Annotated in this window: 22 protein-coding genes; 5 read left to right on the top strand and 17 right to left on the bottom strand. The window is 38.5% G+C overall.

Annotated features, from left to right (window positions below; translation table 11 throughout):
- The first annotated feature begins 3 nt into the window (after window positions 1–3).
- Together Q0983_RS12540 and Q0983_RS12535 are read left to right on the top strand one after the other, a co-directional pair.
- Complete coding sequence (locus Q0983_RS12540; RefSeq protein ID WP_299553687.1) at window positions 4–1410, top strand: DUF3526 domain-containing protein; 1407 nt, start codon at window positions 4–6, stop codon at window positions 1408–1410.
- Between the two features lies 1 nt (window position 1411).
- Entirely contained in the window at window positions 1412–2842 is a 1431-nt protein-coding gene (locus Q0983_RS12535) for an ABC transporter permease subunit (RefSeq protein WP_299553684.1), read from the top strand.
- 177 nt (window positions 2843–3019) lie between these two features.
- Here the strand turns inward: Q0983_RS12535 and Q0983_RS12530 are convergent, their stop codons facing one another.
- The 17 genes from Q0983_RS12530 to Q0983_RS12450 all read right to left on the bottom strand — a co-directional run bounded on the left by Q0983_RS12530 (window position 3020) and on the right by Q0983_RS12450 (window position 18046).
- On the bottom strand, window positions 3020–3529 hold the full coding sequence (locus Q0983_RS12530; protein WP_299553681.1) for a ferritin: 510 nt from the start codon (window positions 3527–3529) through the stop codon (window positions 3020–3022).
- Between the two features lie 90 nt (window positions 3530–3619).
- Window positions 3620–3922 carry a hypothetical protein gene (locus Q0983_RS12525; RefSeq protein ID WP_299553678.1) on the bottom strand — a complete coding sequence of 101 codons (303 nt, stop codon included), beginning with the start codon at window positions 3920–3922 and terminating at the stop codon, window positions 3620–3622.
- Between the two features lie 200 nt (window positions 3923–4122).
- Window positions 4123–4452: a 2Fe-2S iron-sulfur cluster-binding protein gene (locus Q0983_RS12520; RefSeq protein ID WP_299553674.1), complete on the bottom strand. Its 330-nt coding sequence runs from the start codon at window positions 4450–4452 to the stop codon at window positions 4123–4125.
- A gap of 204 nt (window positions 4453–4656) precedes the next feature.
- Window positions 4657–5001, bottom strand: a complete 345-nt coding sequence (locus Q0983_RS12515) for a hypothetical protein (RefSeq protein ID WP_299553671.1) — start codon at window positions 4999–5001, stop codon at window positions 4657–4659.
- A 6-nt stretch (window positions 5002–5007) separates the two neighbouring features.
- Window positions 5008–6411, bottom strand: a complete 1404-nt coding sequence (locus tag Q0983_RS12510) for an NADH-quinone oxidoreductase subunit N (RefSeq protein ID WP_299553668.1) — start codon at window positions 6409–6411, stop codon at window positions 5008–5010.
- Window positions 6412–6453: 42 nt separating this feature from the next.
- On the bottom strand, window positions 6454–7941 hold the full coding sequence (locus tag Q0983_RS12505) for an NADH-quinone oxidoreductase subunit M (RefSeq protein ID WP_299553665.1): 1488 nt from the start codon (window positions 7939–7941) through the stop codon (window positions 6454–6456).
- 6 nt (window positions 7942–7947) lie between these two features.
- A complete protein-coding gene (gene nuoL / locus Q0983_RS12500) occupies window positions 7948–9867 on the bottom strand; it encodes an NADH-quinone oxidoreductase subunit L (protein ID WP_299553662.1) in 1920 nt (639 codons plus the stop codon).
- 166 nt (window positions 9868–10033) lie between these two features.
- The gene (nuoK, locus tag Q0983_RS12495) at window positions 10034–10351 is read right to left on the bottom strand and encodes an NADH-quinone oxidoreductase subunit NuoK (RefSeq protein WP_299553659.1); all 318 of its coding nucleotides are present in this window, start codon (window positions 10349–10351) and stop codon (window positions 10034–10036) included.
- Window positions 10352–10449: 98 nt separating this feature from the next.
- Window positions 10450–11010 (bottom strand): NADH-quinone oxidoreductase subunit J, encoded by a 561-nt coding sequence (locus Q0983_RS12490; RefSeq protein ID WP_299553656.1) that lies wholly within the window; start codon window positions 11008–11010, stop codon window positions 10450–10452.
- Window positions 11011–11013: 3 nt separating this feature from the next.
- Window positions 11014–11490, bottom strand: coding sequence for a 4Fe-4S binding protein (locus Q0983_RS12485; protein ID WP_299553653.1), 477 nt, complete (start codon window positions 11488–11490; stop codon window positions 11014–11016).
- A 5-nt stretch (window positions 11491–11495) separates the two neighbouring features.
- The gene (gene nuoH / locus Q0983_RS12480) at window positions 11496–12560 is read right to left on the bottom strand and encodes an NADH-quinone oxidoreductase subunit NuoH (RefSeq protein ID WP_299553650.1); all 1065 of its coding nucleotides are present in this window, start codon (window positions 12558–12560) and stop codon (window positions 11496–11498) included.
- Between the two features lie 10 nt (window positions 12561–12570).
- Window positions 12571–13695, bottom strand: coding sequence for an NADH-quinone oxidoreductase subunit D (locus Q0983_RS12475; protein WP_299553647.1), 1125 nt, complete (start codon window positions 13693–13695; stop codon window positions 12571–12573).
- A 5-nt stretch (window positions 13696–13700) separates the two neighbouring features.
- Complete coding sequence (locus Q0983_RS12470) at window positions 13701–14252, bottom strand: NADH-quinone oxidoreductase subunit C (protein WP_299553644.1); 552 nt, start codon at window positions 14250–14252, stop codon at window positions 13701–13703.
- 4 nt (window positions 14253–14256) lie between these two features.
- Window positions 14257–14823, bottom strand: coding sequence for an NADH-quinone oxidoreductase subunit B (locus tag Q0983_RS12465; RefSeq protein ID WP_299553641.1), 567 nt, complete (start codon window positions 14821–14823; stop codon window positions 14257–14259).
- Window positions 14814–15164, bottom strand: coding sequence for an NADH-quinone oxidoreductase subunit A (locus Q0983_RS12460; protein ID WP_299553638.1), 351 nt, complete (start codon window positions 15162–15164; stop codon window positions 14814–14816). Before Q0983_RS12460 ends, Q0983_RS12465 begins: the two co-directional genes overlap by 10 nt.
- Window positions 15165–15177: 13 nt before the next feature.
- Window positions 15178–16191 carry a 2-oxoacid:ferredoxin oxidoreductase subunit beta gene (locus Q0983_RS12455; protein WP_299553636.1) on the bottom strand — a complete coding sequence of 338 codons (1014 nt, stop codon included), beginning with the start codon at window positions 16189–16191 and terminating at the stop codon, window positions 15178–15180.
- Window position 16192: 1 nt separating this feature from the next.
- Window positions 16193–18046: a 2-oxoacid:acceptor oxidoreductase subunit alpha gene (locus Q0983_RS12450; RefSeq protein ID WP_299553633.1), complete on the bottom strand. Its 1854-nt coding sequence runs from the start codon at window positions 18044–18046 to the stop codon at window positions 16193–16195.
- Between the two features lie 169 nt (window positions 18047–18215).
- Between Q0983_RS12450 and Q0983_RS12445 the strand changes: the two genes are divergently transcribed.
- The 3 genes from Q0983_RS12445 (at window position 18216) to Q0983_RS12435 (ending at window position 22865) form a co-directional block, all read left to right on the top strand.
- Window positions 18216–18566 (top strand): 4Fe-4S dicluster domain-containing protein, encoded by a 351-nt coding sequence (locus Q0983_RS12445; protein WP_299553630.1) that lies wholly within the window; start codon window positions 18216–18218, stop codon window positions 18564–18566.
- Window positions 18567–18849: 283 nt separating this feature from the next.
- Window positions 18850–22380 (top strand): pyruvate:ferredoxin (flavodoxin) oxidoreductase, encoded by a 3531-nt coding sequence (gene nifJ, locus Q0983_RS12440; RefSeq protein WP_299553627.1) that lies wholly within the window; start codon window positions 18850–18852, stop codon window positions 22378–22380.
- A 107-nt stretch (window positions 22381–22487) separates the two neighbouring features.
- Window positions 22488–22865 carry a HEPN domain-containing protein gene (locus Q0983_RS12435; RefSeq protein ID WP_299553624.1) on the top strand — a complete coding sequence of 126 codons (378 nt, stop codon included), beginning with the start codon at window positions 22488–22490 and terminating at the stop codon, window positions 22863–22865.
- Window position 22866 lies beyond the last annotated feature (1 nt).

The raw sequence follows: 22866 nt of genomic DNA, 5'->3' as shown, positions 1-22866 counted from the left end.
TTTATGATACGAAAAACGATTATAAAAGAACTAAAAGAAATCTTTAGGGATGGCAGGTTTAAGTTTTCTGCTCTTTTGGTTATTATTCTTATTGCTGTAGCTATTGTAATTGGAAGTAATCAATATAAAAATACTAATAAGCAATACGAGATATCTCAAAACTCAGAACGCAATGTTTGGGAAAATCAGGGAGCAAAAAACCCGCATTCTGCTGCCCATTTTGGCACTTATGTTTTTAAACCTAAAAATGCACTGGCCTTATTAGACCAGGGTGTTGACAAATATGAAGGTATTTCTATTTTTCTGGAAGCACACTCCAGAAATGAAGCACAATACTCTGCAGCAGGAGACCAAACGGAACTATCCAGATTTGGAGAATTAACCTCTGACTTTATTTTACTTTATGTCATTCCCTTACTAATTATAATTATTGGCTACAATAGCTTTACTAAAGAAAAAGAAGGAGGCACATATGTATTACTAAAAAGTCAGGGTATTTCTAACTTAAAACTTGCCATTGCCAAATTAATTGCTGTTTATATTCCTGTATTTATAATTTGTAGTGTTCTGTTTTTAACGGCAGGTATTGTTTTATCGTCGTTGTCAAATTACAGTGCTTTTAGTTGGGATAAACTGCTATCACTTTACCTAACTTATTTACTATACTATTTAGTTTTTGCTCAAATAGTTCTATTAATTTCCACCTCAACGAAACGTTCCGGTATATCGCTTGTTAGTGCGTTGTCATTTTGGATCCTAAGCTGTTTTATAGCACCTAAAATTGCTGCAAATATGGCTGAAATAAAATATCCATACCCGACAAAACAAGAATTTATAACCAGTTTAGAGGAAGCTAAAAAAGGCGGACTCAGCGGACACAATCCGTGGAGTAAAGAAGCTAAAAAATTAGAGGCTAAACTATTAAAGGAATATAACGTAAGGCATGTTTCTGAACTGCCTTTTAATTTTAGCGGATACATCATGCAAAAAGGAGAAGAGCATGAAGCCGAAGTATATTTTAAAGCCTATGGAAAGTTAAAAGAACAATTTTCAAATCAGGCAAATACCTATAAGTCCATAGCGTTTATTTCCCCTTTTCTTCCCACCAGGTTTTTATCTATGGGAATTGCAGGTACAGATTATGAAAGCCATATGAGTTTTGCAGAAGCTGCCGAAGATTATAGAATTCAAACCCAGAAGTTTTTGAATGACAACAATATGAACAATTCTAAATATGGTGAAAGAGGGTATAAAGCTGATGCCAGTTTCTGGAAGACCCTTCCCAAATTTAATTATACAGCCCCCACGTTGGATGTTATTTTAAAACAACAAAATACAAACATGGCTGTATTAGTTTTGTGGGTCTTCATATCAGGTTTACTTCTATTTATTTCAACTAAAAAAATATAACATGTTTTCATATAATTTCACTTACGAACTAAAATTACTTGTTAGAAATAAGTGGTTACCAATGCTCTCTTTGCTGCTACTTATATCATTTACCTTTGCAACATATAACGGTAATTACAGAACACAAAAACGTGTTGAACAAATTGCATCGATTGAATCTAAAGTATTAGAAAAGGATGCCAATATGCTTAAACTTCTGGACTCTGTGGAAAAGGGTATGGAAGTTAAAACCAGCTTTAGAAGGATTCCAAATACACCAATGGCTATTGGGTATCAACATCCCAGAGCTGTAACCATGTCTCCAAATAGTATGAGCGCCATAGCTATTGGTCAAAGTGATATTTTTAGTGATGCTATTATGCCTATAACAGTTGATGATGATTTTAGCATTGATTTTACGGAAATGACAAGTTCGGTACAATTATTATTTGGAAGTTTTGATTTAACATTCGTCATCATCTATTTGTTACCGTTATTAATTATTGCTTTTTCTTATAATATCCTTTCTGCCGAAAAAGAACGAGGCGCCCTTCGTTTATTGGCATCACAACCCATTTCCATTTATAAATGGATATTTCAAAAAATGATACTTCGTTTCTTTTGGTTAGGCATTATCATGATCATTGCCTTAGTCATCTCTTTTTTAATAAGCGGTATTAATTTATTTCAAATTCAATTCATTTCGTTAACCGGACTCATATTAGTGTATATGTTATTTTGGTTTTCATTGTCCTTTTTTATCAATCTTGTAGGCGGTTCTTCTGCTAAAAATGCAGCTTATTTAATTGGGTTATGGGTATTTTTTGTGTTACTGGTGCCTTCTTCCATAAATCAAATTGCCAATAGCACTTACCCAACACCCTCAAGGAACAATCTGGTGAATACTATGAGAACTTTAAAAGTAGCTGTTTCTAAAAAACAAGATACAGTACTTGACCACTTTTTAAGGCATCATCCTGAATTAGTCGCCAAAAGAGGTAGTGAAGACTATGGTTTTTGGCATAAATATATGGCCAGTATGGATATGGTTGCCGTAGAGATAGACTCTTTGTTTTCTTTATATGATGAACAACTTAAAGGGCAACAAGATTATGTTAATAAATGGATATGGTTATCGCCGTCTTTAGTTATCAATAAAGAAATGAATCGTATTTCCGGAAACTCTACGGCCGACTATCAGAATTTCAAAAATCAGGCATTATCGTTTTCCAGACATTGGAGAAATCATTTAATCTTTATGCTATACAGCCAACTCCCTTTTACTACTAAGGATTATGATACTTTGCCTAAATTTACTTATAAACCATTAGAATTAAAAGGCATTGGTATGCGGATTGCAATACAGTTTATACTTTGTATACTGATTGGATTGCTAGGTATTTACATGTTTAAAAAGCGATTAAAAAAAGGACATGCTATTTTAAATAATTAGTTTATAAAATAAATTGATTGTTAAAATTCCTTCCCTTTTCAAGGGAAGGTGTCACGAAGTGACGGAAGGGTTGTAATCTCTTCGAATTTTGATTTTCAAAACAAAAATCCACCTATTGAGATGGTCTAATCTCAATAGGTGGATTTATAAAATTTTATGCCCTTACGGAATCAGAAGTTATTCCTTCGGAAGTCTTTCGTCAATCATCTTAAGCGGCATTCCCTCCATTAAATCAAAGAGATCAAGTATACTTCTAAAAGTATCTTCTTCCTCAGATTGCTCAGTGATGAACCACTGCAAAAAAACTTCTGTGATATAATCACTTTCCTTTCTTGAAGCTTTAAATATCTTAAAGATGGATTCGGTAACCGCAATCTCCTGCTCAAGTCCGGTTTCATAAACTGATCTTAAGCTTTCAAAATCATTATTAACGTCAATAACATCAGGCGATACAGCTCCCCCGCCGTTATCGTTAATAAATGTAAATATTTTCATGGCATGCTCCCTTTCTTCTTCAGCCTGTTTATAGAAAAAAGCTTTACTATTCAGTAATTCACGTTGGTCGCACCAGGATGCCATGGCCAAATAAGAAGCAGACGCTTTCATTTCCATGGCAATTTGATTATTCAGTAAATCCATCACTTCCGGATGAATAGACATTTGTTTTCTTATTGCGGTAGTATTCATAACTTTCTTGTTTTTACCAAAGTTACGATAAAAAGAAAAGGGTAATCGAACCCAAAGAAAATTTAAAAAAAGTCTAAATAAATATAACGTTTAGACCAAAACCGGGTTAAAGTCAAGAAAGAACAATTCAATTTCTTTTTTCAGCTTCAATAATTGAGGAATGTCCAAATAAATTAAATGTTGTCTGTCAGCTACAAAGAGCAAAACAAAATTTTCATTATTTATAATGTCGTTGAGGGCTTGGAAAGTGGTTAATCCGTTGATCTTACGTCTTAGCTCCAACATTTGAGGAAAATTCAATTCCACCTCTTTATTAGGCGTTATCAAAACATATTTACAAAACGTAGATTGTTTGATCCGGTAGCTATTTTCTATGTCGCTTTCGAAATTCACGGAGCAAATATAACTTTTATTTAGAATAAATAAAAATAAAGCTAAACCTTGGACTAATAAAAAATGGAACAAGTACCTTCTCTTTTCAAGGGAAGGTGTCGCATAGCGACGGAAGGGTTGAAACCACCTCGAATTCTGACTGGAACCAGAATTCACTCCTCCTTAAAAAGGAGGAGCATTTAATTTGTTAAATTTTATTTTTAGCTTTCAGGAGCCAACTCAACCTCAAGACCTTCCATTTCAGGAGTCACCTGGATTTGACATCCTAAACGTGAGTTTTCCTTAACATCAAAGGCTTCCGATAACATAGCTTCTTCATCATCGGTCATAGGAGGTAACTCAACATTGCTATTCACGTAGCACTGGCAGGATGCACACATGGCCATACCACCACAAACACCAATAGTCCCCTCGGGAGCCAGTTCATACGAACGCACTACTTCCATTAAATTCATGGCCATATCCGTAGGGGCCAGAATTTCGTGTTTTATACCTTCTCTATCCGTTATTTTTATCGTTACGTCAACCATGACAATGCTAATGTTTTTTAGTGTTTTATTAAATTTAGCAGTCAAAAATAAATTTAATTTTACCAAAACCTAAGTTTTTTAAATCGATTATCTCTATCGATTTAATAGGATTAATTTATGACACATCATAAGCCATTATAATTCTGTTATTTACAACTAAAAAAATGAGTGAAAAAAATATGGAATAAGGCCTACAGCACCTATTTAATCTTGATTATCAAAATTGCTGCCGTTATTCCAGTATTGCGGTTTGGTATCTTCCGTTTCCTGATTCCAATACCCCTGGGTAACCTTTTGACCATCAAAGGTTTCTAATTTGCGTTGAAAAATCCAGATGGTTGGATTAAATACCATATCGGTGACCCCAATGGTGTATAGTTGCGGATCCTCTTCAGTTTTCTTTTTATCTTCCTGAACAAGGACTTCAAAGCCATTATATTCTAAAAGTTGCTTTAAAAAGTCTTTTCTATCTGCACTGATCCCTTTTTCAACAAAGGTCACCCTTGTTTCCTCAATACTTCCAAACATATGTTTTCCTGTTAACGCCATAATCTTCTAAAAAATACTGTTACTTAACTCATGAATAAAATCGTATAGCGGACTATACAACCCAAGCACTAAGATCCCCAAAGCGGTAATCAGCAAACCTAATTTCATATATATTTTACTTTTAAAATACGGAATAGCCGTCTCACTTTGTCTTAAAAACATAGCTCTGACCACCAACAAATAATAATACAGGGAGATAGTCACATTAACAACTGCTAAAAATACCAGCAAATAATACCCTTTACTGGCGGCTGCCGTAAATAAAAAGAACTTCCCAAAAAAACCGGCTACAGGAGGTATTCCGGCAAGCGAAAATAATGCCAACATCATAACCAAGCTTAAATTAGGGTTGGTCCTGTACAGCCCTTCATAGTCCTTCATCTGCTCTTTTCCGGTGTGTAATGAAATGGCCTGCACCACACCAAAAGCTGCCAGGTTTGAAAACACATAGATCAATACAAAGTAAACGACCGTTGCTGTTCCCAAGGCATTCCCCGGTATAAGTCCCAGCAAAATAAATCCTGCCTGGGCAATGGACGAAAAAGCCAAAAAGCGTTTCATGTTCTGCTGCCTAAGGGCAAACAGATTTCCAATAAACATGGTTATAACAGCCAGTATATAAACCATGTTTTCCCATATAAACATTAATGGTTTTAAGACGGTAAAGAGTAAGATCATTAAAATAAAAACCGCAGCCCCTTTAGATATTACCGATAAATATGAAGCAATACTTATTGGAGCGCCTTCATACACGTCAGCCGTCCACAAATGAAACGGTACTAATGAAATTTTAAATCCTAAACCGGCAAAAAACAACACGAAGCCTAAAATGGTCAAATTATCTGAAGAAATGGCTTCGACAATATCGGCAAAATAAATAGAGCCGGATGTAGCATAAAGCATAGACACTCCAAACAGGGTTACACCAGATGCCAGTGCAGCAGAAAGAATGAGCTTAATACCGGATTCGCTGGATATACGTTTTGTAGTTTCATAAGCTGCCAGGGCCGCTACCGGAAGCATAGACAATTCCAATCCTAAATAGAACATAAGAAAATCGCCCGCAGAGATCATAAAATACATCCCAAGCAAGGATGAAAAAAGAAGCATGAAAAATTCCGTCCCTCTTTGTTGCTGGATGATCTTTTCCTCTATCCAATCGGCCGATTGTAAAAGCAAAATCAATACACCGATATTCAACACATTCTTAAAAAAATGTATCAGTGCATTTGTATGGAACATGCCCCCGAAAAGACTTCCGTAATCCGGTTTAAAGAACCCTGCAATGGTATGTATCCCAAACAAAAAGATCGCTAAATGAACCACACTACTCTTTTTATTACTGGATATGGACACTTCGGCCACCACCAACAATAAGATGACTGCCAATAGTATTATTTCGTGCCTCATTAATAAAAAACTACTAAAATCCATTATTTGGTTCTTTAACTTTTATAATAATCCTTTTATAAACGGATCTAAACTTTCCAATATCATATCACTTAGCCAAAGTGGTGCTACCCCAATACCCACTATTGGAATTAATAACAATAGAATGCCGAATTTTTCATACCATGTTACTTTCTCCAATTTCAAATACGACTCATTTTTAACGGGCCCCATCAACATAATACCCACCACTCTCAATATGTAAACCGCTGTTATAACTATAACTGAAATCGATAAAACAGTCGCCACCCTCATAAACATATCTTCCTGCTGAAAGGCTCCGACAAAAATGTTCATCTCGGCCACAAACCCACTAAATCCGGGCAAGCCTAAGGATGCTAAACCAGCTATAACATATATTACGGAAATAAAGGGAATCACTTTTAATAAACCTCCTAACCTGGTAATATCCCGTGTATGCGTTCTCTCGTAGATCATCCCAATCAGCGCAAAGAATAAGGCCGTCATAAACCCATGTGACAAGGACTGTAATATGGCACCGTTCCAGGCAGTTTTATTCAGCATTAGCAAGGCAAATAAGACCAGCCCCAAATGGCTCACTGAGGAGTAGGCGTTGATATATTTTAAGTCGGTTTGTTTAATCGCGCTAAAGGCCCCGTAAATCACTCCTACCACGGAAAGAATGATAAAAATCCACGACCAGTCCACAGCACCCTCCGGCAATAAATACATAGCTACTCTAAATACCCCGTAACCTCCCAACTTCATTAACACACCGGCATGTAACATGGATACAGCCGTGGGGGCAGACGCATGACCATCAGGCGACCAGGTATGAAACGGGAATAAGGCTCCTATGACTGCAAAACCGATGAAAGTCAATGGGAAAAATAATTTTTGTACTTCAACAGGAATATTGACTTGTGCTATTTCCAGGATGTTAAAGGTTAGTGCGCCACCATCCACATCAGAGTTAAAATAAATCCCTAAAATACCCACCAATAGAATCGCCGAGGCTCCCATAAGCATCAGGGTTAATTTCATAGCGGAATATTCCCTGGGTCCGGAACCCCAAATCCCAATTAAAAGATACATGGGAATAACGGCAATTTCAAAGAACACAAACATGGTGAACAGGTCTATGGAAATGAAAAAACCATATACTCCAATGGATAATACAATAAGCGATATAAAGAATTCCTTAGGCAGATCGTACATTTTCCAGGAGATAAAAACACCTGCCAGTACTACGATAGCTGTTAAAAGTAATAAGGCCACTGAAATACCATCTACCCCAATATTATAATGAATATTAAAGGGTTCAAACCAAACCACATCTTTGGTAAAAACCATAATACTATCATTAACCGTACGCTCTTTCAGGTAGGCGAACACCAGATTTATGGCCATCCCCAGTTGAACCAAACTCCCAACCATGGCAACCATTCTAGCCTGTTTCAGACTTTTTGCGAAGACCAAAAACAGAATGGTAACTACTGGAACGATTATGAAGAGTGATAAAATATCCATATTACTTTAGTTTGACCATAAATAAATAAACACCAGGGCTATAACAACTACACCCGCAACAAATACAAAAGCATAGTCCTGTACTTTACCGGACTGCACGCCTTTTATCTTTTGGGATATCAAAACGGTCTTGTTTCCAATACCATTCATAGTGCCATCAACTACTTTTCTATCGAACTTTGCTATAGGTGCAGATACCCTTTTAAACAGGATCTTTTTAGTGATAAACATATAGATCTCATCGAAGTAAAATTTATCACTTGCCCATTTGTATAGCGGTCCAAAAGCTTTGGCGTACCTATCTGATAAATTATTTTCTTTTTTATAGAATATCCATGCCAACCCAATACCAATAATTCCAACGGTGGTGGCAATAGCTGCTAAAGGATAATTTAAATGTGCTTCAAAGCCAACTTTATCTGCTGTCACAAATTCACTAAACGGGATCAAGCCGCCTACCACACTCAACACTGCTAAAACCAGTAATGGAAAGGTCATGGATAATGGCGATTCTTTAGGTTTGTGGTCATAGGTTCTGTCTTTCCCCCAGAAAATGCCAAAGTAAAGCCTAAACATGTAGAAGGCGGTCAAACCGGCTACAAAAACACCAACGTAATAGATTAGTTTATTATGCTCAAAAGCAGCCACTAAGATCTCATCCTTACTCCAGAACCCGGCTAAAGGGGGCACCCCTGCAATGGCTAAAGCTGCAATTAAAAAGGTGATATTAGTTATGGGCATATACTTTCTTAAACTACCCATATCTTTTAAATAGTTACTATGTACAGCATGAATAACCGAGCCTGCTCCTAAAAACAGCAAAGCCTTAAACATGGCATGTGTAAACAAATGGAACATGGAGGCCATATAACCAACACCTTCATGGCCTTCATATCCTGAAACACCAAGCCCCAGCATCATATATCCCAATTGGGACATGGTTGAAAAGGCTAAAACCCGCTTTATATCGGTTTGCGTTATGGCTATAACAGCCGCAAATAATGCTGAAAATGCTCCAACGTAGGCTACAATATTCAAGGCAAACCCATCCTCTACAAAGTAAAACATAGGAAATAATCGGGCTACTAAAAAGACGCCTGCTACCACCATAGTTGCTGCGTGAATTAAAGCTGAAACCGGTGTTGGTCCTTCCATAGCATCAGGCAACCAAATATGTAATGGGAACATGGCTGATTTTCCGGCACCTCCGATAAAAATGAATAGCAATGCCCAGGTAATGACTGATAAGCCCATAAACGAGGTTGCTGCCCAGTTCAATATGGCGCTACCTTCAGGATTATTTAGGGTTTCAAAGTCGAATGTTCCTGTATAGAACCCTATGATCATGATACCTATTAAGAATCCGAAGTCCGCAAAACGCGTCACGATAAATGCTTTTTTTGCGGCGGCAATAGCGGATGTTTTAGTATAATAATAACCGATCAGTAAATAAGACGACACCCCAACCAATTCCCAGAAAATATAGATCTGGAATAAATTAGTGGCTAAAACCAAACCGTACATAGAAAAGGTAAACAGCCCCAGAAACGCAAAGAACTTCGTATAGCCTTCATCCCCTTTCATATAGCCCCTGCTATAAATATGCACCATTAATGATACTACGGAAACCACTACGAGCATCATGACTGAAATAGGGTCCACCAGTATACCCATGTCTATATGAAGGGTGTCCGTAAAATGCATCCAGACAGTCTTTTCTGTGAAGGTCTGATAGACGCCATCTACTTTCCCATTTACAAAAAAGTATTGATACGCTGCATAAAAAGACAACATGGCGGAAGCTAACAATCCGAAAACCCCAACGTAACCAGAAACAGCAGGTTTAATTTTTTGGTTAAAGATTCCTAATAGCAGGAACACTATAAAAGGAATGATCGGGATCAGTATGATGTATGTTATATTCATAGACTATTCAACTTCAACTTGTGACAACAGCCTGTCTTTGACGTTTCCTTCGACAGAAGACCAGTTTAAAAACGCTGTTGTGTTTATTGAACTCATCTTATTTAATCGTCTTCTTATTAATCAATTGTTTTATACTTCTAACTTCCAACTTCGGGCTTCTAACTTTCTAGTGCTTCATGACCTCAGTGTCTTTAACTTCAACAGAGCTAATTTGCCTGTACAGATTTATTATTATGGAGACCGCCAAAGCAGTTTCCGCGGCCGCCACGGCAATAATAAAAATTGAAAAAAATACACCCTGCAACATATCCGGATATAAATATTTATTGATCACCACGAAATTCACTACGGAGGCATTTAAGATCAACTCCACAGAAATTAACATGGATATCAAATTCTTTCTTGTTAAAAACCCATAAACCCCAATAAAAAACAGGATGGTGGTTACGGTTAGTATTTCATATATGGTAATCCCTTCTATCATAAAACTTAATTTAAGACGGTAGACCGATGACGGCAGACCGAAGTTGAAGGGTTAATTTTTATTTTATTTCTCATCTTGCCTGATATTTTTACTAAAATTCAAATCTCATTTGAACCGGTATTAATTTGGCTTCTGTCTTCTGTCTCCGAGCTTCCTTTCTCTAATTTCTTGCCCTTGGCAATGATGATGGCCCCGATCATAGCAGCCAGCAGTACCACACTTATCACTTCAAAGGGCAGAATAAACCCTCCGGCTTCAACACTTAATAATTTTGATCCAATATCGGCTGTGCTAGTGGTCAGATCATTTTCCACAACTTTAAAATCATGCGTGTAAATTGTATTTAAAACCACGCCAATTCCCAATAAACAGGCAATCCCTGTAATGACCTGCTTTAAGGGTTTTGCTACTTCCAGTTCTAATTCAATATGGTGTACCAAAAGCACGGAAAATATTATTAAAACAATGATGCCCCCGGCATAAACCGTAAGTTGTACCGCCGCCAGAAAATTATAGTCTATCAAAAAGAAAATGCCTGCAATGCCTGCCAGAACAAATAATAAAAAAATAACCGACCTCAACATCTTACGGCTCCTCACAGCCGCCATGGCAAATACGATCATGGTTAAGGCTAAAATGTAAAATATAATTCTTTCCATTGTTTAATCTTCCACTCCGGGTCTTAACTTAGAACCCGGCTTATTTAAAACCCTGGTTAAAGCGGTTCTATCGTAAACTGAATTTTCAAAATTCTGTCCCCATTCAATAGCATCGGTTGGACAAACATCAATACACAGCCCACACATAGTGCACATACTTAAATGGTACACAAACTTGTCTATTTTCTTTTTCTTTTTACCGGTATTTTCATCCAAGCCTCTATCCCAAATAATCTCTATGGTACCATTGGGACAAGCAATTTCACATTTCTGACAGCCCGTGCATGCATGCTCATTATTCTCATCATGCGGCATAATAACTTCGCCACGGAATCGATCAAACATTTTAAGTGTTGCTCTGTTATCCGGATATTGCTGGGTAATCGCTCCTTTTCTGGAATTCAAAAAATACTTTCCGGTCACACTCATCCCCTTCAGCAATGTTTTAATTCCCTGGTATATGTTAGAAAAATAGCCCATACTATTTATATCTGAATAATTAAGTTTTGCCAAACAATAAATGCCATAATTACAATATTTACCAGATTAATCGGTAGTAAATATTTCCACTCAAGTGTTAATAGCTGATCTACCCGTAATCTTGGAAAGGTCCATCTGAACCACATCATTAAAAACACAAGTATTAAGGTCTTTGCCAGAAACCAAAATGCTCCTAACCATGGAACGGATTCGGTGATCCCGAAAGGAGACAACCAGGCTCCGAAAAACACCGTGGTTCCAATGGCTGCTATTAAGAACATATTGATAAACTCCGCTAAGAAAAAATAGGCGAACTTCATTCCCGAATATTCCGTATGGAAACCGGCTCCTAATTCCGATTCGGCCTCCACCATATCAAAAGGTGCTCTGTTGGTTTCTGCAGTTCCGGCTATCATAAAGATCATAAAGGCAATGATTGCAGGAATATGCCCCTGAACAATCAACCACCCGCTTTTTTGTACTTCTACAATTTCCGAAAGTTGTAATGATCCTGTTAAGAGAATCATAGTTAAAAGCGACAAGCCCACTGATAATTCATAGCTAATGGTTTGAACGCCACTACGCATGGCACCAATTAGGGCAAACTTATTGTTACTAGCCCAGCCTCCTAATAAAATACCTATGACCCCTATTGAGGATATTGCTATTAAAAAGAAGACGCCAATATTGATATCAAAAGCCTGAAATTCTTTAGTAAAAGGTAAAACTCCCAACGCCATTAAAGAAGAGATGATCACAAAATACGGGGCTAAATTGTACAGAAATTTATCGGCCCTATCAGTCCCAGTAAGCTCCTTTGATACCAGTTTCAGGGCATCTGCCATGGTTTGAAGTAAACCCTGAAAACCAACCCGGTTCGGACCAATACGCAATTGAAACCAGGCGGCTACTCTTCTTTCTATCAAAACAAGAAATAAGCCTGCTACTGAAAATATCCCTAAATAGATCAAGGCAACAATGACCATGGCCATATAATTAGCCGCAGTCTCGGACATCATTCCAAGTAGCCATTCCTGAATATTTTCGGTTATATTTAAAGCTATTCTCATGCTCTGTTCTTTATCTATCTATATCCGGAATTACCAGATCTAAAGTAGCCATAGTGGCCACTAAGTCTCCTATTTTCCCACCAACTGCCATATGGTTAAGGGCAGATAAGTTTGAAAACCCCGGCGACCTGAATTTTAATCTATAGGGGTTTTTCGTTCCTGTACTAATGATATAAACTCCTAATTCGCCTCTTGCCGTTTCCACTTTTTGATAGAATTCCCCCTTAGGTAGTTTTATCACAGCATTTGTTTTTACCCTGTACTCTCCATCCGGTATATTATCTATTAACTGTTCTACAATTGATAGTGATTCCCATAATTCCTTAATTCTCACATTATAGCGTGCGAAGGTGTCTCCATCAGTTTCTAATGCTTCATTAAAGGTAACTTTATCTAACGCACTATAAGGGTGGTATTTTCTAACGTCGCAGGAATAACCGGAACCTCGCCCTACAGGCCCTGAAACACCAAATGATATGGCATCTTCTTTTGATAAAACACCTACGCCTTTGGTACGCTTCTGAAATATGATATTTTCTGTCAATAATCTATCGTATTCCGGAATTTTCGTCTTGAAATGTGCCACAAAGTTCTTAACCCTGTTAATAAAGTTAGGATGGATATCCCACATTAATCCTCCCGGAACATTGTAGTTCATAGTTAATCTGGCACCACAGGTTTCTTCAAAAATATCATTGATCATTTCCCGGTCTCTAAACCCGTAAAAAAAGGTAGTAAGCGCACCTACATCCATTCCCATAACACCCCACCAAAGACAATGCGATGCAATCCTGGTAAGCTCTCCAATAATGGTTCTTACCACTTTTACACGATCCGGGATCTCAAGTTGTAAAGCGTTTTCAACCGTTAAACAAACCGCTTCATTATTAATATGTGAAGACAGATAGTCCATTCTATCTGTTAAGTGCACTATTTGTTGGTAGCTATCCCGTTCACACATCTTCTCGATGGAACGATGGATATAACCCAGATCCGGTTCTACTTTTTTGATGATCTCACCGTCAATAGTTAATAAAAGGCGAAGCACCCCATGCGTAGCAGGATGCTGAGGTCCCATATTAATGAAATACTCTTCCGATTTAAAACTATTATTCAAAGTAGTGGTTTCTTGCATACACACTATTTAACGACCATATTTATAGCATCTTCATAATCTTTTCTAAGCGGAAACCCATCCCATTCCGGTGTTAAAAAGAGACGCTTTAAATTTGGGTGATTATTAAACTTTATTCCGAAAAAATCAAAGACTTCGCGTTCATGAAACTCTGCGGTTCGCCATATATCCCAAACCGAATCAAAGGTTGGATTTTCCCTGTCCTCTGTCTTTACTTTAACTACTATATTATGCCGATGAGCCGTAGATTCCAGATGGTATACGATGCCCAGTTCCGTTCCCCAATCAACACCGCTTAAACAGAATAAATAATCAAAACTTGTTTCTGTATTGGCTTTTAACTTACTCATTAATTCATGTAAATGGTCCGGACTTACCTCAACATTTAAAAATTGTGACCCTTCCTCGGCAAATTCCAACAAACTGGGGTTTACAGGATCTTGTGGTACAGGATCCTCCCCATCATCAGCCAAGACTTCTACCTGATCAACAACCTTATCAGCCTCAGGATTCGGAAACCAACTACCAATTAGTATTTGCAATGCTTCGTTAGTCATAATCTTATTGATAAAAGCCTTCATCAAACCCTTCAATAGGGTTCTTCTTTTCTTTCATGTTCTCGGTCCTGATCTTGTCCTGTAACATGAGCATACCTTCCAATAAAGCTTCGGGCCTTGGCGGGCATCCCGGAACATAAACATCTACGGGGATCACATGGTCTGCTCCTTTTACTACGGAATACGTATTATAGAAAAATGGCCCTCCGGAAATAGCACAGGCTCCCATCGCTATAACATATCTGGGCTCTGCCATTTGATCATACAACCGTCTTAACACAGGCGCCATTTTATTTACAATAGTACCGGCAATAATAATTAGATCGGCCTGACGCGGTGAAGGGCGTGCTACTTCAAATCCAAACCGCGAATAATCGTGCCTGGAGGCTCCCGTCTGCATCATCTCAATGGCACAACAACTGGTTCCAAAATATAAGGACCACAACGAGTTTGATCGGCCCCAATTAATTATTTTATCTAATGAGGTCACCACAATATTGGCACCGTTCCCGGCAGGAATTACTTTTCCGGGAAAATCATCCGGTATTTTGTATGTGTTATCTACTCCCATTTTAATGCGCCTTTTTTCCATGCATAAAGTAACCCCAGTCCAAGTATGAATAAAAAGATGAATATCTCAATAAAAGCTAAGCCTCCAAAATCACCAAAAACCACTGCCCAGGGCACCAAAAAAGCTACTTCCACATCAAAGATCAAAAACAATATGGCGAAAAGGTAATATCCCACTTTAAACTGTACCCAGGTAGGTCCTATGGTTTTCATACCGCTCTCATAGGGTTCCCGCTTCTGCGTGTTATCTGATTTATGAGATACTAAATTTGACAAAAAATTAGCTCCCGCCACCAGTACAACTCCGGCAAGAAAAAAAACAATTATAGCTTCTGATCCCATAGATCTTTATTATTTATTCAACCTCGTAAATATCCCCGGAAAAGAACAAATCGTCAGTAACACTGAACTTCGAATTTGATTTAACTTGTTCTATTTGATCATTTTTTCGTTCCTCCAGGGTTACATCATCAAAACTTCTGATAATACCCGTAACTTTAGGGTAATGTAACCGCACCAGCATTTGGTGTAGCGTAGGATCTTGTTCTTTAGCATCGTGAACCAGAATATCTTCTTCTGTAACACCATCCTCTCCAATGGTTACCACTTCAAGTTTCAAACCGTTTAGAACAAGCCCTTTATCTTTTTCTTTACCAAAGATCATAGGCTTACCATGCTCAACATACAATTGCCTGTCTTCCCGAACAGCTTTATCTGTAAACTCGTCATAGCAGCCATCATTAAAAATCGGGCAGTTCTGCAGTACCTCGATAAGGGAGGTCCCTTTAAACTTTTCAGACTCAATAAAAATTTGAGTCATTTCTTTTGGTGTATTACCCCCAATTCGTGCGAAGAAACGCGCTTGAGCCCCTATGGCCAATTCTCCGGCTGAAAACGGTGGTTGCGTATTTCCGTAAGGGGAAGATTTTGTTTTCTGTCCTACCAAAGAGGTTGGCGAAAACTGTCCTTTTGTTAAACCGTATATTTCATTATTAAAGAGTACGATGTTTAAATCAACATTCCTTCTTAAGGCATGTATAAAATGATTTCCACCAATGGCCATGGAGTCGCCATCACCTGTTATTACCCATACACTCAGGTCAGGGTTAGCTAATTTAGTTCCGGTAGCAATGGCCGGCGCCCTCCCATGAATACTGTGCATACCATAGGTGTCCATATAATAGGGAAAACGCGAAGAACAGCCTATTCCCGAAATGAACACTACATCTTCTTTTTTAACACCCATCTCAGGAAGCGCCTTTTGCATGGCTCTTAAAATAACATAATCGTCACAACCGGGACACCATCTAACTTCCTGGTCACTGGCAAAATCCTTAAAGGTGTATTTATTGTCTACCGTTGTTTCCATACTATTTTACCAATTGTTTAAATTTTTGAACTAACTCCTCATTACCAAAAGGTAATCCCTGGATCTTATTGAACTGCAAGATTTCAATATCAAAATGTTGTTTTAATACTTTAGCGAACTGTCCGTTATTTAGTTCACAAACCAATACTTTCTTAAATCGCTTTAATACATCCAACGTATTTTTAGGCAAGGGATTTATATAATTGAAATGTGCAAGACCTATAGTATCAACCCCTTCCTCTGTTACATGTTTTACAGCCGAATATATGGATCCGTAAGTACCGCCCCAGCCAACAACCAATAAATCACCTGAATCAACAAATTCCGGTTTTAATTCCGGGATAGCATCCTGAACGCGCTTTATTTTTTCAGCCCTGATATTGACCATATACTCATGGTTATCCGGAACATAAGATACGTTTCCACTTACACGGTCTTTTTCCAGACCACCAACTCTATGTTCTAAACCGGGGGTTCCCGGTATAGCCCAAAAACGTGCTAAGGTTGTATCGTCTCTATCATATGGATGCCAATTCTCTTTAGCCTCCCGGATAATTTTACTTTTAATTTCAGGCATGTCCTTAACGGATTTAATCTTCCAGGGCGCCGAACCATTTGCAATATATCCGTCTGTTAACAAAACTACCGGAGTCATATGCTCCAAGGTAAGTTTTGCGGCTTCATAGGCAAAATCAAAACAGTTTGCAGGTGTACTGGCGGCAATAACAATAACGGGGCTCTCACCATTTCTGCCGTACAATGTCTGAAGCAAATCAGATTGTTCCGTTTTTGTTGGTAATCCTGTTGATGGCCCTCCTCTTTGTACATTTACCACAACCAAAGGCATTTCAATCATCATGGCCAAACCCAAAGCTTCTCCTTTAAGGGCCAAACCCGGCCCAGAAGTTGTGGTAAGCGCCAAATTCCCTCCAAAGGAGGCACCTATGGCGGAGGTTATACCGGCAATTTCATCTTCTGCCTGAAACGTTTTTACTCCAAAATGCTGGTGTTTTGCCAACTCATGAAGAATATCGGAAGCCGGAGTAATGGGGTAAGACCCTAAAAACAGATCCAAACCACATTTCTCAGACGCTGCCAAAAACCCCCAGGCGGTTGCCGTATTACCCATTATTATTCTATAGGTTCCGGCCTCCATCTTGGCAGGAGCAATAGCATAAGCATTGGGAATCAATTCAAGCGTTTCGGCAAAATAGTACCCTGTGTTTAGTACTTTAGTGTTAGCCTCAATTAATGCGGGTTTTGACTGGAACTTTTTCTTAAAGAACTCTATGGTGTGATCTGTAGATCTGTCATACATCCAGTAAACCATCCCTAAAGCAAACATGTTTTTACTTCGTGTAATACTCTTATTGTCTAATCCTTCAACATCTTTTAAGGCTTCTTTTGTCAATGACGTCATGGTGACCTCAATAACCCGGTAGTTATCTAAACTTCCGTCCTCTAAGGGGTTGCTCTCATATTGCGCCTTTTCCAGGTTCTTTTTAGTAAAAGCATCTGTATCTACAATAATGGTATGACCAGGCTTTACCGCATGTAAATTGGTCTTTAAACCGGCTGGATTCATTGCAACTAATAAATCTACTTCATCTCCGGGCGTACTGATCTCAACACTACCTATATGCACCTGAAACCCGGACACGCCATACAGACTCCCCTGAGGGGCTCTAATCTCCGCAGGATAATTAGGAAATGTTGCTATATCATTACCAAACATAGCAGAAGTATCAGAGAACTGCGTACCGGTTAATTGCATCCCATCGCCGGAATCACCAACAAATCTAATAATAACTGCTTCAAGTGTTTCCGGATGATGCTTAATTTGAGTTGTTGTCATGCAATAAAAAAGTTAAAAATCTAATTAAATTTATTAAAAATCTATAATTTTATGGATACGATAAGTTTCAAATATAATTTTACTTTTTTGCAAGCAATATGAAATTTATCATATAAATATTTTAAAAAGATAGCTATTTTTACAAATCATGTCTTAAAAATAATAAATTATGGCGATTATAATAACCGATGAATGTATTAATTGCGATGCCTGTATCGTAGAATGTCCTAATAACGCAATTTACGAGCCTGATCAGGAATGGGCCTATGCAGACGAGACCGCTTTAAGTGGTACTGTGACGACTCCTGGTGGAGAGGAAGTTGATGCTGATGAAATGAACGAACCTATCTCTGATGAATTCTATTATATAGTACCTGATAAGTGTACCGAATGTAAAGGTTTTCACGAAGAGCCACAATGTGCTTCTGTTTGTCCGGTAGACTGTTGTGTGCCTGACGAAGACCATGTAGAATCAGAAGAAGAATTATTAGAGAAAAAAGCCTGGTTACACGCCGAATAATTGTTCGGTATAATACTCGGGCTTAAACAATTTTATATTAAGAAAGGGATCTCTTAAAAGGGAACCCTTTTTTATTTCCCTTTATACGCCACATTTTCAGACATGATAATTGTCATAGTCTAATACGGGTATTCATTTTAAATTTATGTGATATTTAATTGTACACACCTAAACGTTATTCACTTTTATAACCTGATTAGGTCTACTCTTAGTCTGTAATTTTATAGAACAGAGGTCTTCAGCCTTATTAAATTCCACATTGCTAAATTAAGACTCCTTTATTATGAAAAATGAATTCCCAAAACTCATTTGTGATGCTAATGAAGCCGTTGCAAGAGTTGCCCATAAGACCAATGAAGTATGTGCCATTTATCCTATAACACCTGCCTCTCCCATGGGGGAGCATGTTGATGTATTTAGTTCCAAAGGCCAAAAAAATATTTGGAACAATATTCCGAGAATCGTAGAAATGCAAAGTGAAGGTGGTGCCGCCGGAGCCGTTCACGGGTCCTTACAGGCAGGAGCACTGACAACTACGTTTACGGCGTCTCAAGGATTGCTGTTAATGATCCCGAACATGTACAAGATAGCGGGAGAACTACTGCCTTCAGTCATTCATGTTGCGGCAAGGACAGTGGCTACGCATGCACTATCCATTTTCGGAGATCATTCCGATGTCATGGCGACCCGCCAAACCGGATTCTCAATGCTATTTGGTGGTTCCGTTCAGGAAGCCCATGATTTTGCTTTAATATCTCAAGTAGCCGCATTGAAATCCAGAGTGCCTTTCTTAAATATATTCGACGGATTTAGAACGTCTCACGAAATCTCTAAAATTGACGGGTTTACTGATGACATTATTAAGGACATGATGCCTGATGACGACATCATGGCTCACAAAAAAAGATCACTAGATCCTGACAACCCGGTCATTAGAGGTACATCACAGAATCCGGATGTATTCTTCCAGGCCAGAGAAGCTGCAAATTCCTATTATCAGAAAGTTCCAGACATTGTTGATGACACGATGAAGGAATTCTACAAGCAAACAGGCAGACGTTATAGCTTATTCTATTACGTAGGACATCCCGAAGCAGAAAGAGTTATTGTTATTATGGGATCAGGCCAGGGCCCTGTTATGGAAGCTGTTGACACCATGGTTAAAAACGGGGAAAAGGTTGGAGCCGTTATCGTACGCCTGTTCAGGCCTTTCTCTATTAAACATTTTGTTGATGCCTTGCCGGAAACTGTTAAAAAAATTGGGGTTTTAGACAGAACAAAAGAGCCCGGAAGTTTAGGCGAACCGCTTTATCAAGACGTTGTAACCGCATTTAACGAAAGTGACAGAGCCATGCCGAAAGTTGTAGGTGGGCGTTACGGTTTAAGTTCCAAAGAGTTTGACCCGGCCATGGTTAAAGCTGTATTTGATGAACTTGATAAACCGGAACCTAAAAATCACTTCACAATAGGTATTAATGACGACGTTACGCATACAAGTTTAGAAATTGGTGAACGATTTAAAACAGCTAAGAACACATTTAACTGTATGTTCTTTGGTTTAGGATCTGATGGTACGGTTGGCGCCAATAAAAATTCCATTAAGATCATTGGAGAAACTACGGATAATTATGTCCAGGGGTATTTTGTATATGACTCTAAAAAAGCCGGAGCACAAACAGTGTCTCACCTGCGCTTTGGACCTGATCCGATCTACTCCACATATTTAATCCATAAAGCTAATTTCGTGGCCTGCCACCAGTTTCACTTTATAGAAAAATATAACATTCTGGATCATATTAAAAAAGGAGGTACCTTCTTATTAAATGCACCTTATAGCAAGGATGACATATGGGAAAAACTTCCAAAATTAATGCAGGAACAGATCATTAATAATGAGCTGGAATTTTATGTGATCGATGCCTCGAAAGTGGCTCACGAAGCCAGCCTTGGCAAGCGCACCAATACGGTTTTACAAACGTGTTTCTTTGCCATCTCCGGTGTATTGCCTAAAGACGAAGCTATTGCTAAAATTAAGGAAGCCATTATAAAATCATACTCCAAAAAGGGAGAGGCCGTAGTTCAAATGAACTTTAATGCCGTTGACAAATCGCTGGAAAACCTACAAAAAGTAGATTATCCAAAACAGGTTACGAGTGATGCAGGTCTTAAGCCTATATTAACCGGCGACGCAGACCCGTTTGTAGAGGAAGTTCTTGGCAAGATCCTGGTCGGTAAAGGCGATGACCTTCCGGTAAGTGCCTTCCCGGTAGATGGCACCTTCCCGGTAGGAACCTCTCAGTTTGAGAAACGCGGTATTGCCGATTTTGTTCCGGTTTGGGATGATGTGAACCTATGCACGCAATGTAACAAGTGTATAGCTATTTGTCCGCATGCCGCCATAAGGGCAAAAGTGGTTAAAAACGATGAATTGAAAGATGCACCGGCTACTTTAAAATCTGTGCCGGCTAAAGGAAGGCCTTTCTCAAAAGAAGAGGAGTCTTATGTGCTTCAGGTTTCCCCACAAGATTGTACGGGTTGTGACCTTTGTGTAGCCTTCTGTCCTGCTGTTAGCAAGGAAGACCCAGACTTTAAAGCTATTAACATGCATAGTAAACTTAAAGTTGAAAGTGTGGAAGATCTGAACTGGAATTACTTTGTAGACCTTCCGGATTATAACAGAACCGAATTGCAAATTACTAATGTAAAAGGATCGCAATTCCTTGAACCGTTATTTGAGTTCTCAGGGGCCTGCTCCGGTTGTGGTGAAACACCCTATATTAAAATGTTGACACAATTATACGGTGACAGCATTATGATTGCTAACGCCACGGGTTGTTCTTCAATTTACGGTGGTAACCTGCCAACTACACCCTATAAGGCAAATAAATTTGGAAGAGGTCCGGCCTGGGCCAATTCATTGTTTGAAGACAATGCCGAATTTGGTATGGGAATGAAATTAGCCTTATCAAAGAAACAGGAATATGCAGCCGACTTATTGGAAAGTTTGAAGGGTGAGGTTGGAAGCGAATTGGTTGAAGCCATTCTAAACAATCCGGAAAAAACGGAAGCTGAAAAGGCGGAAAATTTTGCGAACATAGATAAACTGAAAATTAAGTTAGCGCAAATTGATAATGCTAATGCCAAAAGGTTAATGCAACTAACCGAATACTTACGCAGAAAATCTGTTTGGATCGTTGGAGGTGACGGTTGGGCTTATGATATAGGCTATGGTGGTGTTGACCATGTACTGGCCTCTGGTGAAAATATTAACATCATGGTGCTAGACACAGAGATTTACTCCAATACCGGCGGGCAAACTTCTAAAGCAACACCTTTGGGTGCCAGTGCTAAGTTCTCCGTTTCCGGAAAACGCACAAGCAAGAAAAATCTAGCTTTACAAGCCGTGTCCTATGGCAATGTTTACGTGGCTCAAATAGCCATGGGTGCCAAAGACCTTCAGTCTCTAAAAGCAATTGAAGAAGCTGAGGCGTATGACGGACCGTCCCTAATTATAGCTTATTCACATTGTGGTGATCATGGTTATAACCTAAGAGACGGCGCTAAGCAACAGGAAAAAGCCGTACAGAGTGGGTACTGGCCACTGTTCAGGTTTGACCCTTCTAAGCCTAAAGGCAAGAAATTTAAGCTTGATTCTAAAGCACCTTCCATTCCTTTGGAAGACTTTATGTATAACGAAACCCGTTTTACCAGAGTTGTTAAGGAGAATGCTGAATTAGGAGCTCAATTATTAAAGCAAGCACAAGAAGAAGTAAATACCAATTGGGAACGTTTAGAACTGTATAGGGACATTTAACATTCTTATGGTATGATAAATATGATAAGTAACATTCAGAGTAGCACAATTTGGTGCTATTCTGAATGTAAATAATTAAAGATCACAAACTAAATAATTAATGGATCATGGAATCTAGCGCTGACAAACTTTTTTCGACGGCCATTGAAAATCTCAATGCGGCTAACAAAGAGTTGTACAAACCTGAAGAAGACGTTGTGTCTTACGCCGTTTGTAAGAACTCGCAATATGCTATTGAAAACTATTTACGAGGATTCCTAACAAAAAACGGAATTGACACAAGTAGTTTAATTACTATCGCTGAACTTTATGAGGCATGTAAGAACATAAATATCAACTTTGAAAAAATTGATCTATCAGACTTTCAATGCAAATCCTATAAAATAGATTCAGGCTATTGCAACGAATATGCTAAAGTAAACAGTTGCTTTGCTACGGCAGACGATTTGGATACGTTTCTCAGGAAAGAGAAGATAATATCATAGC

The organism is Seonamhaeicola sp., from assembly GCF_028281565.1.
Taxonomy (GTDB): Bacteria; Bacteroidota; Bacteroidia; order Flavobacteriales; family Flavobacteriaceae; genus Seonamhaeicola.
Note: the sequence above shows the minus strand (reverse complement) of the source record. Positions and strands in the feature narration are given on the sequence as shown.